General features: G+C 73.3%; 17 protein-coding genes and 3 tRNA genes. 5 read left to right on the forward strand and 15 right to left on the reverse strand.

From position 1 onward, the window contains the following. Positions 1 to 11 precede the first annotated feature (11 nt). Complete coding sequence (locus ACU436_RS10980; RefSeq protein ID WP_459024164.1) at positions 12 to 1,118, reverse strand: NDMA-dependent alcohol dehydrogenase; 1,107 nt, start codon at positions 1,116 to 1,118, stop codon at positions 12 to 14. A gap of 81 nt (positions 1,119 to 1,199) precedes the next feature. Further along, on the reverse strand, positions 1,200 to 2,489 hold the full coding sequence (locus ACU436_RS10985) for a sensor histidine kinase (RefSeq protein ID WP_459024165.1): 1,290 nt from the start codon (positions 2,487 to 2,489) through the stop codon (positions 1,200 to 1,202). A 42-nt stretch (positions 2,490 to 2,531) separates the two neighbouring features. Between ACU436_RS10985 and ACU436_RS10990 the strand changes: the two genes are divergently transcribed. From ACU436_RS10990 to ACU436_RS11005, 4 genes are all read left to right on the forward strand, one after another. Next, positions 2,532 to 3,200, forward strand: a complete 669-nt coding sequence (locus ACU436_RS10990) for a response regulator (protein ID WP_459024166.1) — start codon at positions 2,532 to 2,534, stop codon at positions 3,198 to 3,200. A gap of 117 nt (positions 3,201 to 3,317) precedes the next feature. Further along, a complete protein-coding gene (locus ACU436_RS10995) occupies positions 3,318 to 3,728 on the forward strand; it encodes a sterol carrier protein (protein WP_459024167.1) in 411 nt (136 codons plus the stop codon). 94 nt (positions 3,729 to 3,822) lie between these two features. Continuing rightward, positions 3,823 to 5,304 carry a MocR-like transcription factor YczR gene (gene yczR / locus ACU436_RS11000; protein WP_459024168.1) on the forward strand — a complete coding sequence of 494 codons (1,482 nt, stop codon included), beginning with the start codon at positions 3,823 to 3,825 and terminating at the stop codon, positions 5,302 to 5,304. A gap of 100 nt (positions 5,305 to 5,404) precedes the next feature. Beyond that, the gene (locus ACU436_RS11005; protein WP_459024169.1) at positions 5,405 to 6,499 is read left to right on the forward strand and encodes a CaiB/BaiF CoA transferase family protein; all 1,095 of its coding nucleotides are present in this window, start codon (positions 5,405 to 5,407) and stop codon (positions 6,497 to 6,499) included. 146 nt (positions 6,500 to 6,645) lie between these two features. Here ACU436_RS11005 and rplA read toward each other — a convergent pair whose 3' ends face one another. From rplA to ACU436_RS11030, 5 genes are all read right to left on the reverse strand, one after another. Beyond that, positions 6,646 to 7,368, reverse strand: a complete 723-nt coding sequence (gene rplA, locus ACU436_RS11010) for a 50S ribosomal protein L1 (protein ID WP_459024170.1) — start codon at positions 7,366 to 7,368, stop codon at positions 6,646 to 6,648. 80 nt (positions 7,369 to 7,448) lie between these two features. After that, positions 7,449 to 7,883, reverse strand: coding sequence for a 50S ribosomal protein L11 (gene rplK / locus ACU436_RS11015; protein WP_459024171.1), 435 nt, complete (start codon positions 7,881 to 7,883; stop codon positions 7,449 to 7,451). A gap of 57 nt (positions 7,884 to 7,940) precedes the next feature. Next, positions 7,941 to 8,861: a transcription termination/antitermination protein NusG gene (gene nusG / locus ACU436_RS11020; protein ID WP_459024172.1), complete on the reverse strand. Its 921-nt coding sequence runs from the start codon at positions 8,859 to 8,861 to the stop codon at positions 7,941 to 7,943. Between the two features lie 47 nt (positions 8,862 to 8,908). Beyond that, the gene (gene secE / locus ACU436_RS11025) at positions 8,909 to 9,247 is read right to left on the reverse strand and encodes a preprotein translocase subunit SecE (RefSeq protein WP_459024174.1); all 339 of its coding nucleotides are present in this window, start codon (positions 9,245 to 9,247) and stop codon (positions 8,909 to 8,911) included. Between the two features lie 72 nt (positions 9,248 to 9,319). Beyond that, positions 9,320 to 9,395: transfer RNA gene (locus tag ACU436_RS11030), tRNA-Trp, on the reverse strand. Positions 9,396 to 9,557: 162 nt separating this feature from the next. Here ACU436_RS11030 and ACU436_RS11035 point away from each other — a divergent pair. Next, positions 9,558 to 10,790, forward strand: coding sequence for a pyridoxal phosphate-dependent aminotransferase (locus ACU436_RS11035; protein WP_459024176.1), 1,233 nt, complete (start codon positions 9,558 to 9,560; stop codon positions 10,788 to 10,790). A gap of 38 nt (positions 10,791 to 10,828) precedes the next feature. On the opposite strand, the gene ACU436_RS11040 is transcribed toward ACU436_RS11035, so the two are convergent. The 8 genes from ACU436_RS11040 to rpmB all read right to left on the reverse strand — a co-directional run bounded on the left by ACU436_RS11040 (position 10,829) and on the right by rpmB (position 12,998). Next, positions 10,829 to 11,038 carry a hypothetical protein gene (locus tag ACU436_RS11040; protein ID WP_459024178.1) on the reverse strand — a complete coding sequence of 70 codons (210 nt, stop codon included), beginning with the start codon at positions 11,036 to 11,038 and terminating at the stop codon, positions 10,829 to 10,831. A 79-nt stretch (positions 11,039 to 11,117) separates the two neighbouring features. Beyond that, the gene (locus tag ACU436_RS11045; protein ID WP_459024180.1) at positions 11,118 to 11,540 is read right to left on the reverse strand and encodes a MaoC/PaaZ C-terminal domain-containing protein; all 423 of its coding nucleotides are present in this window, start codon (positions 11,538 to 11,540) and stop codon (positions 11,118 to 11,120) included. After that, complete coding sequence (locus ACU436_RS11050) at positions 11,537 to 11,989, reverse strand: FAS1-like dehydratase domain-containing protein (RefSeq protein ID WP_459024182.1); 453 nt, start codon at positions 11,987 to 11,989, stop codon at positions 11,537 to 11,539. Before ACU436_RS11050 ends, ACU436_RS11045 begins: the two co-directional genes overlap by 4 nt. 2 nt (positions 11,990 to 11,991) lie before the next feature. Next, entirely contained in the window at positions 11,992 to 12,159 is a 168-nt protein-coding gene (gene rpmG / locus ACU436_RS11055; RefSeq protein WP_345607895.1) for a 50S ribosomal protein L33, read from the reverse strand. A 37-nt stretch (positions 12,160 to 12,196) separates the two neighbouring features. Then, a tRNA-Met gene (locus ACU436_RS11060) sits at positions 12,197 to 12,272 on the reverse strand. A 29-nt stretch (positions 12,273 to 12,301) separates the two neighbouring features. Continuing rightward, positions 12,302 to 12,374 (reverse strand) — tRNA-Thr (locus ACU436_RS11065). A gap of 82 nt (positions 12,375 to 12,456) precedes the next feature. After that, a complete protein-coding gene (gene rpsN / locus ACU436_RS11070; RefSeq protein WP_459024184.1) occupies positions 12,457 to 12,762 on the reverse strand; it encodes a 30S ribosomal protein S14 in 306 nt (101 codons plus the stop codon). Beyond that, on the reverse strand, positions 12,762 to 12,998 hold the full coding sequence (rpmB, locus tag ACU436_RS11075) for a 50S ribosomal protein L28 (RefSeq protein ID WP_459024186.1): 237 nt from the start codon (positions 12,996 to 12,998) through the stop codon (positions 12,762 to 12,764). The genes rpsN and rpmB overlap by 1 nt, the downstream gene beginning before the upstream one ends. Between the last annotated feature and the right edge of the window lie 29 nt (positions 12,999 to 13,027).

Consider the following 13,027-nt stretch of genomic DNA (forward strand, 5'->3'; position numbering starts at 1 on the left):
TCGTGTTCCCTTCAGAACCGGATGAGGCCGCGGATGTTGCGACCCTCCCGCATGTCCTGGTAGCCGGTGTTGATCTCCTCGAGCGCGTACTCGCGCGTGATCAGCTCGGCGAGCTTGAGCTGCCCGAGGTTGTACATCTCGAGCAGCCGGGGCACGTCGTGCTGTCCGTTCGAGCTACCGAACAGCGCGCCGCGCACCTGCTTCTCGTAGAGCGTGAGCTCCAGCAACGACATCGACACCGTGTCCTCGCCGGGGTGTCCGAGCGCCGTGACGACGACGCGGCCCCGCTTGCCGACGAGCTGGAGCGCCGGCTGCAGCTGCGCGCCCTCCGCCACTCCCGTCGTGAGGATCGCGGCGTCGGCGAGCTGCCCGCGTGTTATCGACGAGACGGTGTTCCACGCCTCGTCGATGCTCGCGGCGACGTGCGTGGCACCCAGTTCGAGCGCCTTGTCCCGCTTGAGCTCCACCGGGTCGACCGCGACGACGTAGCGGCAGCCCGCGATCCGCGCACCCTGCACGGCGTTGGCACCGATGCCGCCGATGCCGATCACGACGGCGGTGTCGCCCGCCCGCAGCTCCGCAGTGCGGACGGCCGAGCCGAAGCCGGTGGTGACACCGCAGCCCACCAGCGCGGCCAGGTGCAGCGGAAACCCCTCGTCGATCTTCACGACCGACTTGACCGGCACCACCGTGTGCCGCGCGAACGTCCCGAGCAGGCACATCTGGCCCACGTCCGCCCCCCGGGCGTGGAAACGGTAGGTGCCGTCGAGCTGCGGGCCCAGCGTGGCGCCCGCTCCGTCGTCGCAGAGGGCGGTGTAGCCGCGCACGCAGTAGCTGCAGCGCCCGCAGCTGGGCAGGAACGTCATCACGACCGGGTCGCCGACCTCCACCTCGGTGACGCCGGGCCCGACCTCCACCACCCGACCGGCACCCTCGTGGCCCCCGACCATCGGGTACGCGACCGGCAGGTCCCCGGTGACCAGGTGCTCGTCGGAGTGGCACAGGCCGCTCGCCGCGAGCTCCACGAGCACCTCGCCCGCACGGGGCCCGTCGAGCTCGACCTCGCCCACCTCCCACTTGCCCCCGAGCTCCCAGAGCACCGCTGCCTTGGTCTTCATGCGACGAGCATGACCGCGATCACGCACACCCGCAGCGGGCCACGGGTTCCTGCGCTGGCCCGCGGGTGCCACACCACCCGATCAGGCGGCCGGGACCGGGAGGGCGAGGCGGGCGACCAGGCCGCCGCCCTCGCGCGGGAGGAGGCGCAGCTCGCCGTCCATCGCCGCCACCAGCGCCTCCACGATCCACAGCCCGAGCCCGGCGGTGCCCCGGCGCTCCCCCAGGGCCACCCCCTTCGCCGTGACCACACCCTCCTGGCCCGGCGGGAGGCCGGGGCCGCGGTCGCGGACCTCGGCGACCAGCCGCCCGTCGGTGTGCCGGAGGACCAGCTCGACCGGGGCGTCCCCGCTGTGCCGGGCGGCGTTCTCGACGAGGTTGGTGAGCACGCGGCGCAGGCGCTGCGGATCGCACCGCACGGCGGCCTCCGGCGGCTCGACGTGCGACACCCGCCGCTCCGGCGCGACCCCCGCCGCGTCGAGGACGGCGCCCGCCAGCTCCGCGAGCCGGACCGTCCGCTCGCGCACGCGCCCGAGCGGGCTCCCCTCCTGCACCGCGACGTCGGCGAGGCCGTCGAGCATGTCCCGCAGGTGCACGGCGTGCTCGGCGAGCAGCCGGGTGGCCGTCTCCCGGGCCGGGCCGGCGAGCCGGTCGGCGGCGAGGTCGGCCGACAGCGCGGTGAGCGACGCTACCGGCGTGCGGAACTCGTGCAGCACGACGCGCACGCCGTCCAGCCGCGCCTGCTGAGCGGCGAGCAACCGGGACCGCAGGTCGCGCTCCTCCAGGAACGCCTCGTGTTCCGCCCGCGCCCGCGCCCGCGACTCCGCCGCGTCCTCGTACTGGCGCTCCAGCATCCGCAGCAGCACCCCGACGAGCACCGCGGCCGCCACGAGGTAGCCGGTCCACCATGCGCCGGCCGCCCACCGGTCGGCCGTCGGCACCTGCGGGTCGGAGCCCGCGAGCGCGGCGACGGTGAACCCCGCGCCCACACCGAGGGCCCCGAGCCGGCCCACCACCACGCCGCCCCGCAGCGCCACCGCGATCACCACGAGCGGCAGGATCGCGACCATCACGCTGTCCGCACCGCCGGTGAGGGCGCAGGCCAGCAGGGCGAGCGCCGCGTCGATCGAGGTCGCGAGCCGCGGCGGCACCAACGGCCGGCCACGCCACTGCGCCACCGCGAGCACCAGCCCGTAGCCGAGCGTCGCCAGCACGAGCGCCCCGAGCAACGGAGCCCGGCCGCGGGCGAGCCCCGGCTCCACGACGAGCGCCAACCCCACCGAGCAGACCACCAGCAGCCGGATGACCACGGCGGTGCGCTCCTCGACCGAGCGCAGCACGGCGGCGGGACCGTCGCCGGGAACACTGGGCACGGCGCCAGCATCTCGCACCGCGGGCGGGTCTACGGTCCTGCTGTGCGGGAGGGCCGGTACGCCGTGGTCATCGTCGACGACCACGCCCTGTTCTCGCAGGGCCTGGCGCTGCTGCTCGAGTCGCGCGCGGGCGACACCTTCGAGGTGGCCGGCTCCACCACAGCGGGCGAACAGGCCGTCGCGCTCGTCGGGCGCGAGGCCGCGGACATCGCGATCGTCGACCTCGCGCTGCCCCCGCTGGGCGGCGTCGAGACCATCCGGCGGATCACCGCGGCCTACCCCCGCACGCGGATCCTCGCGCTCTCCGGCACCGAGGACCTCGGGCTGGCCACCGCTGCCCTGCGCGCCGGGGCCGCCGGCTTCCTGGCCAAGTCGGCCGATCCGGAGGTGCTGGTCGCGCCGTTGCTGACGGTCGCGGCCGGGGTCCGGGTCGTGCCGCCCGACCTGCTCGACGCGCTGCTCGCCGTGGGCGACCGCGCGGGCAGCGAGATCGTGGAGCGGCTGGACGAGCGGGAGTTGCAGCTCTGGGCCCTGCTCGCACGGGGCCTGGAGACGAGCGAGATCGCCAAGGTCGTGCTCGTGAGCGAGCGGACGGCCAAACGGATGATCGCGAGCCTGCTGCACCGGCTGGGCGCGGCGAACCGCATCGAGGCCGCAGCTCTCGCCGGTCGCCACGGCCTGCTGGACGACGGGCCGCCCCGCGCTCGCTGACGTTCCTCCCCGCTTCCGACTTGGCCCGCGTGGGCCGGACGTGGCCCGATCGTGGGGTCCCCGCCCGCCCGGGCCTGGGTCAGACTTCCCCGGTCGGCGACGGACGGGAGGGTGGCGGTGGCGGCGTTTCGCGACGAGGCCGAGGTCTACGAGTTCCTCGGCGGGATCTTCCGGCGTGGGATGGAGGATCGGGTGCTGGTGGAGAAGCTGCGGCCCAGCGGGATCGTCCTGCGGATCACCTACGCCGAACCGGACGCCGTGCTCACGGTGGACATGGCGAACACGCAGGTCCACGAGGGCGCGGGCGCCGGTCCCGACCCGAACGTCGAACTGTTCATGACCGCCGACACCGGCAACCGGTTCTGGCTCGGCAAGGTGATCCTCCCGGTCGCGCTCGCCAAGGGTCAGGTGCGGGCCAAGGGGCCGGTGGCGAAGCTGCTCACCGTTCTCCCGATGGCGAAGGGCATGTTCGGCCCGTACCGGGAGCACCTCGAGACCGCCGGCCGCACGGACCTGCTGAACGCCTGATCCGACCAGGGCGAAAGCCGGGTCGGGCGGCCAGTGGGCGTGGTGCTCGTAGGATTGGCCTGCTTGGGCAGTGCCAATCCTGGAGGTGGACCGCGTGGAGCGTGCCGACATCGAGCGCCGCATCGGTGCGCGCAGCTTCGCCCGGCTGCTCGGCGACTGGCGTCCACCCGGCGGGAAGGGACTGGCCGGCGCGCTGGCCGACCGGATCCGGCTGCTCGTCCTCGACGGGAGGTTGCCGCTCCAGACCCGGCTGCCCGCAGAGCGCGAGCTCGCCGCGGCCATCGCGGTCAGCCGGACCACGGTGGCCGCCTCCTACGAGGCCCTGCGCAGCGCCGGCGTGCTCCGCAGCAGGCGCGGGGCCGGTAGCTGGACCCGGCTTCCCGCCGGCCCGCCCGACGACGCCGGCCCGGCGCCGTTCTCGCCGCTCGGCGGCAGCCCGCTGTACGACCTCGCCCACGCCGCGCTCCCCGCGCCGGGCGAAGCGCTTCGGGCTGCGGCCGCGGCCGCCGTCCAGGACCTCGACGTCCTGCTGGCCGGCCACGGCTACGACCTCGGCGGCCAACCGGCCCTGCGCGCGGCCATCGCCGACAAGTACAGCGCCGCGGGCCTCCCCACCACGCCCGACCAGGTGCTGGTCACCGCCGGTGGTGTGCACGGGATCCACCTCGCCCTCATGGTGCTGGCCGGACCGGGTGACCGCGTGCTCGTCGAGCACCCGACGTACCCCAACGCACTCGGCGCCGTGACGACCCGCGGTGCCCGCCCCGTCCCCGTCCCGATGGCGCCCGACCCGGACGGAGGCAGCCGGTGGGACCTCGACCTGCTCACGTCCGCGGTCCGGGACGCCGCGCCGCGCCTCGCCTACGTCATCCCCGACTTCCAGAACCCCACGGGCGCCCTGCTCGACCGCGCCGACCGGGCCCGGCTCGTGGACCTGGCCCGGCGGACGGGCACCACGCTGCTGGTCGACGAGACGCTCATCGACCTCGTGCTGGACGGCCAGACCGTGGTGCCCGTCGCCGCGCACGGCGCCGCCGACTCATCGCTCGTGCTGAGCATCGGGTCGGCGAGCAAGACGTTCTGGGGCGGGCTGCGGATCGGCTGGATCCGCACATCGGCCGCGATGGTGCGCCGGCTCGCCGCCGCCCGCGCCGGCATCGACCTGGGCGGGCCGGTGCTGGAACAGCTCACCCTCGCCCGGCTGCTGACCGATCACGGCTCCGTCATCGCGAGCAGGCGCCGCGAGCTGGCCGCCGCCCGCGACCACCTCCTCAACCGGCTCGCCCGGACCTTCCCCGACTGGCGTCCGTCCCGGCCCGGCGGCGGGTTGAGCCTGTGGGTCGATCTCGGCCGGCCGGGGTCGAGCCGGCTGGCCGGCGCCGCCCGGCGACACGACGTGCTGCTCGCGGCCGGGCCCCGGTTCGGCCTGGACGGGGCGTTCGAGCGATACCTGCGGCTGCCGTTCACCCTTCGGCGGGACCGGATGGACGAGGCGGTGGACCGCCTCGCCGCGGCGTGGGCCGAACTCGACCGCCCGGGCACCGCCGTGGAGAGCGAACCCGTCGCGGTGGCGTGATCGCGGCCCGGGACCGGGACGGGTATGTAGGGTGCCTGCGGGCCGGTGCCGCTCCGCGGGGAGGGGAACGGGCGACGAGACCGGGGCGGAGCGGAGGCACGTGAACACAGGGCCGTTGACCGGGGTGAAGGTCGTGGAGCTCGCCGGGATCGGGCCCGGGCCGCACGCCGCGATGGTGCTGGCCGACCTCGGCGCCGACGTCGTCCGCGTCGACCGGCCCACCGGCAGCCTCGAGATCGGCGAGCCGGGCGCCGACCCGACGCTGCGCGGCAGGCGCCGCGTGGCCGCCGATCTCAAGGACCCGGCCGGGCGGCAGACCGTGCTGCGCCTGGTCGAACACGCCGACGTGCTGCTGGAGGGCTACCGGCCGGGCGTCACCGAGCGGCTCGGGGTCGGCCCCGCCGACTGCCACGCGCGCAACCCGCGCCTCGTCTACGCGCGCATGACCGGGTGGGGGCAGGACGGGCCCCTGGCCACCCGCGCGGGGCACGACATCAACTACATCTCGCTGACCGGCGCCCTGCACGCCATCGGCCGGGCCGGGGAGCGGCCGGTGCCGCCGCTGAACCTCGTCGGCGACTTCGGCGGCGGGTCGATGCTCCTCGTCGTCGGCGTGCTGGCCGCGCTGTGGGAAGCGCAGCGTTCCGGGCAGGGCCAGGTGGTCGACGCCGCGATGGTGGACGGCGCGTCGCTCCTCGTCCAGATGGTGTGGGGGATGCGCGGGCAGGGGCTGTGGACCGACGCGCGCGAGGCGAACCTGCTCGACGGGTACGCGCCGTTCTACGACACGTACACCTGCGCCGACGGCAGGCACGTGGCCGTCGGGGCGCTCGAGCCGCAGTTCTACGCCGCGCTGCTGGCCGGGCTCGGCCTCGACGGCGAAGACCTGCCGGCGCAGTACGACCGTGCCGGCTGGCCGACGTTGCGGGCCCGGTTCACCGAGGTCTTCGTGGGCCGCGACCGCGACGAGTGGGCGGAGGCGTTCGCCGGCACCGACGCGTGCGTCACGCCGGTGCTGTCGTTCGCCGAGGTGCCCGCCCACCCCCATCTGGCCGCCCGCGGCACGGTCGTCGAACGCGACGGCGTGCCCCAGGCCGCCCCGGCTCCGAGGTTCTCCCGGACGACGACGGAGCTCCCCGACCCCCCGCGCGATCCGGAGCCGGTGGAACACGTCCTGGCCGACTGGTCGCGCTGACCCCGACCCACCCGCACTCATACCGCGACTCGCGGGGACGGGGAGGCCTCCTTCCCGCGAGTCGCGGGCTCCGTGCGCGCGAGTCGCGGCCTGAATGCACCGAAGCCCCTGGCGCGGGAGGCGCCGGGGGCTTCGGTGAACCGTGCTCAGGCGGTGGCGGCGTCGTCCACCAGCAGGTTGCGGGTGCGGTTCGGGTCGACCGGGATGCCAGGGCCCATGGTCGTGGAGATCGTGATCTTCTTCACGTAGCGGCCCTTCGCGGCCGAGGGCTTGGCCCGCAGGATCTCGTCGAGGGCGGCGCCGTAGTTCTCCACCAGCTTCTCGGTGTCGAACGAGGCCTTGCCGATGACGATGTGCAGGTTCGCCTGCTTGTCCACCCGGAAGTTGATCTTCCCGCCCTTGATGTCCTGGATGGCCTTGGTGACATCCGGGGTGACGGTGCCGGTCTTCGGGTTCGGCATCAGGCCGCGCGGGCCCAGGATGCGGGCGATCCGGCCGACCTTGGCCATCTGGTCCGGCGTGGCGATCGCCGCGTCGAACTCCAGCCAGCCGCCCTGGATGCGCTCGATGAGGTCCTCGGCGCCCACCACGTCGGCGCCTGCGGCCTCGGCCTCCGCGGCCTTGTCACCGGTGGCGAACACGATGACGCGCGCCGTCTTGCCGGTGCCGTGAGGCAGGTTCACGGTGCCGCGGACCATCTGGTCGGCCTTGCGGGGGTCGACCCCGAGCCGCATCGCCACCTCGACGGTGGCGTCCATCTTGGCGCTCGAGGTGTCCTTCGCCAGACCGGCGGCCTCGAGCGGGCTGTAGAGCCGGTCATCATCGATCTTCTCGGCGGCCTGGCGGTAGGCCTTGCTGCGCTGAGCCATGCTCTGTTCCTCTGTTTCGGATCAGGTCGTGGTGCGAGCCGCGCCCGGCTCTCCCACGCTTGCCTGTTGTCTTGTGACGGTCAGCCGTCGACGGTGATGCCCATCGACCGGGCGGTGCCAGCGATGATCTTGGCGGCCTGGTCGACGTCGTTGGCGTTGAGGTCGCGCATCTTGGTCTGCGCGATCTGCCGCACCTGCTCCATGGTGACCGAAGCGACCTTGTTGCGGTGCGGCTCGCCGCTGCCCTTCTCGACACCAGCCGCCTTGAGCAGCAGCCTGGCCGCGGGCGGGGTCTTGAGCTCGAAGGTGAACGAGCGGTCCTCGTACACCGAGATCTCGACGGGCACCACGTCGCCGCGCTGCGACTCGGTGGCGGCGTTGTACGCCTTGCAGAACTCCATGATGTTGACGCCGTGCTGGCCGAGCGCGGGGCCCACCGGCGGGGCGGGCGTGGCTGCGCCCGCCTTGATCTGGAGCTTGATGATCGCGGAAAGCTTCCGCTTCTTGGGAGGCATGTCGTTTCCCTGTCGTGGTTTTCCTGCGCGCCGCGGACCTGCCTGCCGCGGCGTGGGTCAGATCTTCGAGACCTGGCTGAACGCCAGCTCGACGGGGGTCTCGCGGCCGAAGATGGACACGAGGACCTTGAGCTTCTGGGCGTCGATGTTGACCTCGTTGATGGTGGCCGGCAGCGTGGCGAACGGGCCGTCCATCACGGTGACCGACTCACCCACCTCGAAGTCGACCTCGACCGCCGCCTTGCCACCCGATGCCGCCGAGGCGTCGGCCTTGCCGCCGCCTGCGCCCGCAGCCGCGGGCTGCTTGGGCTCGGTGCGCGGCAGCAGGAACTTGATGACGTCGTCGTGCGACAGCGGCGACGGGCGCGACGTGGCGCCCACGAACCCGGTGACGCCGGGGGTGTTGCGGACCGCGCCCCACGACTGGTCGTTGAGGTCCATCCGGACGAGGATGTAGCCGGGCAGCACCTTGCGCTGCACCTGCTTGCGCTGCCCGTTCTTGATCTCGGTGACCTCTTCCGTGGGCACCTCGACCTGGAAGATGTAGTCCTCGACGTCCAGGGTCTGGATGCGGGTCTCGAGGTTGGTCTTGACCTTGTTCTCGTAGCCCGCGTAGGAGTGCACGACGTACCAGTCGCCGGGGGCGCGTCGCAGGGCCGCCCGCATCTCCTCGATCGGGTCGGCTTCCTCCTCGACGGCCTCGGCATCGGCGGCCTCGGCATCGGCGGCCTCGGCATCGGCGGCCTCGGTGGCGGAGTCCGCGTCGTCGGCGGCGGACTCCGCGTCCGCCTCCTCGGCGGCGGAATCCGCGTCATCGGCCTCGGCGGCCGTGTCGTCGACGTCGGTGTCGTCGGCGTCCGTTCCGTCGGTGTTGTCGTCGGCGTCCGTGAGTTCGGCGTCGGCGGCCGCGGCCGGCTCCTCGACGGCATCCACGGCCTCCGCCGCGCCATCGAGCTGGTCAGCCTCGCGCTCGGTCACGTGCCTCTCGCTTCCTTCGTTCGTGTCGTGCGTGCTGGAGGCCGGGGTCACGTGCCGAACACGTACTGCACACCCTGCGCGAACGCCAGGTCCAGCAGCCAGACCAGCGCGACCATGAACGACACGAAGACCAGCACGACGATCGTGTAGGTGACCAGCTGGTTGCGGGTGGGCCAGATGACCTTCCGCAGCTCGGCGACCACCTCGCGCATGAAACGGGCGAGCTTGCCGAAGGGCGACACGCGCGCCGGGGAGGCCTCGCGGACCGCGGCCCGGCCGCCCCGCGTGTCGCCGGTGGGCGCAGGTCCGGAGCGCCGACCCCGACGGTCGGCGGCGGTGCTCGGGCGCTCCCGCCCGTCCCCGCGCGCCTCGCGTTCCTCAGTCACGCCCGCATCCTCCAGCTCACTCGCGGCCCGGCCGCCGTTCGTCCCTTGACTCCGATCCAGCACATCCTGCAGTGGCAGGGGCGACAGGACTTGAACCTGCAACCTGCGGTTTTGGAGACCGCTGCTCTGCCAATTGAGCTACACCCCTAGACCAGCTCCGCTCAGGGCTTCGGCCCATGAACGGAGGAGTGAACCGCGGTGCGGTACACCCAGCAGGTCGAGTGTACGGCACCCCACACGGGCTCCCGTCACCGCACACCCCAGGCGGGGCACCAGGGCCGTGCGTGACCCGCTGGGGGAGGATGCTGCCATGGCTGTCAGCACCCCGAGCTCGGTCCCCGCCACCCGCCGCATCTCCGCCCGCATCGGCGGCATCGCCGAGTCGGCGACGATGGCCGTGGACGCGAAGGCCAAGGCGCTGAAGGCAGCGGGACGTCCCGTCATCGGCTTCGGTGCCGGCGAGCCGGACTTCCCGACGCCGGCCCCGATCGTGGCCGCGGCCGCGGCGGCCTGCAGCGACCCGCGCAACCACCGCTACACGCCCGCCGCCGGCCTGCCCGAGCTGCGGGAGGCCATCGCCGAGAAGACCCGCCGGGACTCCGGCCTCGAGGTCGCCCCGTCCCAGGTGCTCGTCACGAACGGCGGCAAGCAGGCCGTCTACGAGGCGTTCGCCACGCTGGTCGACCCGGGCGACGAGGTGCTGCTGCCGACGCCCTACTGGACCACCTACCCGGAGACGGTGGCGCTGGCCGGTGGGGTCGCCGTCCCGGTCGTCTGCGGGCCCGAGGCCGACTACCTGCCATCGGTGGAGCAGCTCGAGCAGGCGCGCACGGAGCGCACGAAGGTGCTGCTGTGGTGCTCGCCGTCGAACCCGACGGGGGCGGTGGCCTCCCGCGAGCTCACGGAGGCGGTCGGCCGTTGGGCCGTCGAGCACGGCATCTGGGTGATCACGGACGAGATCTACGAGCACCTCGTCTACGACGGCGCCGAGGCCGTGTCGATGCCCGTGGTCGTCCCCGAACTGGCCGACACCTGCATCGTGGTCAACGGCGTCGCCAAGACGTACGCGATGACCGGCTGGCGGGTGGGCTGGCTGGCCGGCCCGGGCGACGTCGTCAAGGCGGCCGCGAACCTGCAGTCGCACCTGTCGTCCAACGTCGCCAACGTCTCGCAGCGGGCGGCGCTGACGGCGATCTCCGGACCGCTCGACGCGGTCGTCGAGATGCGCACGGCGTTCGACCGCAGGCGCCGCACCATCGTGGACCTGCTGCGGGCGATTCCCGGCATCGAGTGCCCGACCCCGCGCGGGGCGTTCTACGCCTACCCGTCCGTCCAGGCGCTGCTGGGCAAGGAGCTGCGAGGCACGCGTCCGCAGACGAGCATGGAGCTGGCCGCCGCCGTGCTGGAGCACGCCGAGGTGGCGGTGGTGCCCGGGGAGGCGTTCGGTACGCCGGGATTCTTCCGGCTGTCCTACGCGCTCGGCGACGACGACCTGCGCACCGGAGTCGAGCGGATGGGTGCCCTCCTGGCCGAGGCGAGGTGAGAGGCGCCGGACGAGCTCATGGCCCGTCCGGCGCTGCCTCACTTGTCGAGATCGGCGAGTTCGACGAGCGCCGCCGCACGGGTGGCGTACTTCCACTTGCCGAGGTCCTCGACCGTCTTGATGCCGAGCGACTTCAGGGCCTCGTCGTGCTTCTCGGTGAGCCCTTCCAACGCCGATGGCGGGGCCTTGAGGACCTCCGCTGCCGTCTTGCCCTCCCACGCCTTGTCCACGAGTTTGCCGAACTGCACGTCGTGCTCCCCTCGGGGTCGAGCCGATGTTGGCGTGCCCGAGGATCGACCCATCGACCGCGACGGGCAACCGGAGGCGTCACCCGGGCTGGACGGTCACCTCGGCGACGGCGCGGCCGAGCACGGTCTTCCCGTCGAACGCGGCCGTGATCGCGACCTTCGCGACGCGCTCGCCGTCGTCGGTCTCGGTGACGGCCGTGACCTTGCCGCTGAACTCGACGAGGGCACCCTCGTCGTCGTCCGGCACGAGGACGGGCCGGGTGAAGCGCACGCCGTAGGTGCGCACGGCCGCCGGGCCGCCCGCCCACTCGGTGACGAGGCGCCCGGCGAGCGCCATCGTGAGCATGCCGTGGGCGATGACGCCGGGCAGGCCCGCCGAGGCCGCGACGCGGTCGCTCCAGTGGATCGGGTTGAAGTCGCCGGACGCCCCGGCGTAGCGCACGAGGTCGGCGCGCGTGACGCGCACCGACAGCGGTGGCAGTTCGTCGCCGACGGCCGTCACGACGCCGCCTCCTCGGCGGCCGTGACGAGCAGGAGCCGGGTGGTGGCGACCGGCTCGCCCGCAGGGTCGGCGACCTCGCAGCGCAGGGTGAGCAGGTGGCTCCCGCCGCGGGTCTTGAGGTCGTCGACGTGGATCGTGGTGACGAGGTCGTCGCCGCCGCATATCGGCCGGTGCAGGGTGATCGACTGATCGCCGTGCACCATGCGGAGGTAGTCCCAGCCGAACGCCGGGTCGCGCAGGAACGCTTCGATCACCGGCATCGTGAACGTGACCGCGAACGTGGGCGGCGCGACGACGTCCGGGTGGCCTGCGGCCCGGGCGGCGTCGACGTCCCGGCACACGGAAGCGCCCTCGCCGATGGCGAGGGCGAACTCCCGGACCTTCTCACGGCCGACCCGGTACGGAGCCGTCGGCGGCAGCGCCCTGCCGACGTACGAGACGTCGGGCACGCTCAGCGCGTCTCGCGGTGCTCTCGGTGGGTGCCGCAGTTGGGGCAGAACTTCTTGATGGCGAGCCGGTCGGGGTCGTTCCGCCGGTTCTTCTTCGTGATGTAGTTGCGGTGCTTGCACTGCTCGCACGCCAGCGTGATCTTCGGCCGGATGTCCGTGGCCTTCGCCATCGCGGGTGCCTCCTGCTTGCTGTCTGTCTCTGGGTCCTGGTAGCGGCGGCCGGACTTGAACCGGCGACACAGCGATTATGAGCCGCTTGCTCTACCGACTGAGCTACGCCGCTTCGCGGAGCCGGAACGCACCGCCCCGCAGAGCCCCTTTACGGAATCGAACCGTAGACCTTCTCCTTACCATGGAGACGCTCTGCCGACTGAGCTAAAGGGGCGGCAGGCCGAGCGGACGGTCACTCCCGCACGGCCGCAGACGATGCTACACAACCCGTGCGCAGGCCCGGAAACGGGTGCCGGTCACCAGCTCGCCTTGCGCACCCCGGGCAGGTGACCGTTGTGCGCCAGCCCGCGCAGCCGCACCCGCGACACCCCGAAGGCCCTCAGGTGCCCGCGCGGGCGCCCGTCCACGGAGTCGCGGTTGCGCACGCGGGTGGCGCTGGCATCGCGGGGCTGGCGGGCGAGCTCCCGCCGGGCCAGTGCCTTCTCGTCCGGGGTGGCCGACGGCCGCACGATCACGGCCTTCAGCTCCGCGCGCCGGGCGGCGTAGCGCGCCACCACGGACTTCCGGTGCTCGTTGCGGGCGATCTTCGCCGTGGTCGCCATCAGATCTTCTCCCCACGGGCCCGGATCAGCGCCACAGCGGCGTCGACGCCGATCCGGTCGATGGTGCGGATCGCGTCCGTGGAGAGGCGCAGCCGGACGTGGCGCCGCTCGGCCGGGTACCAGTACCGCTTGGACTGCACGTTCGGGTCGAAGCGTCGGCCCGTGCGGCGGTGGGAGTGCGAGACGGACTTGCCGAACGCGGGCCCGCGCCCGGTGAGCTGGCAGCGTCGGGACACGGTCAGCCCCTCCCGGCGGGCGCGCAGGA

It is taken from the genome of Pseudonocardia wallangbongensis, assembly GCF_054486945.1.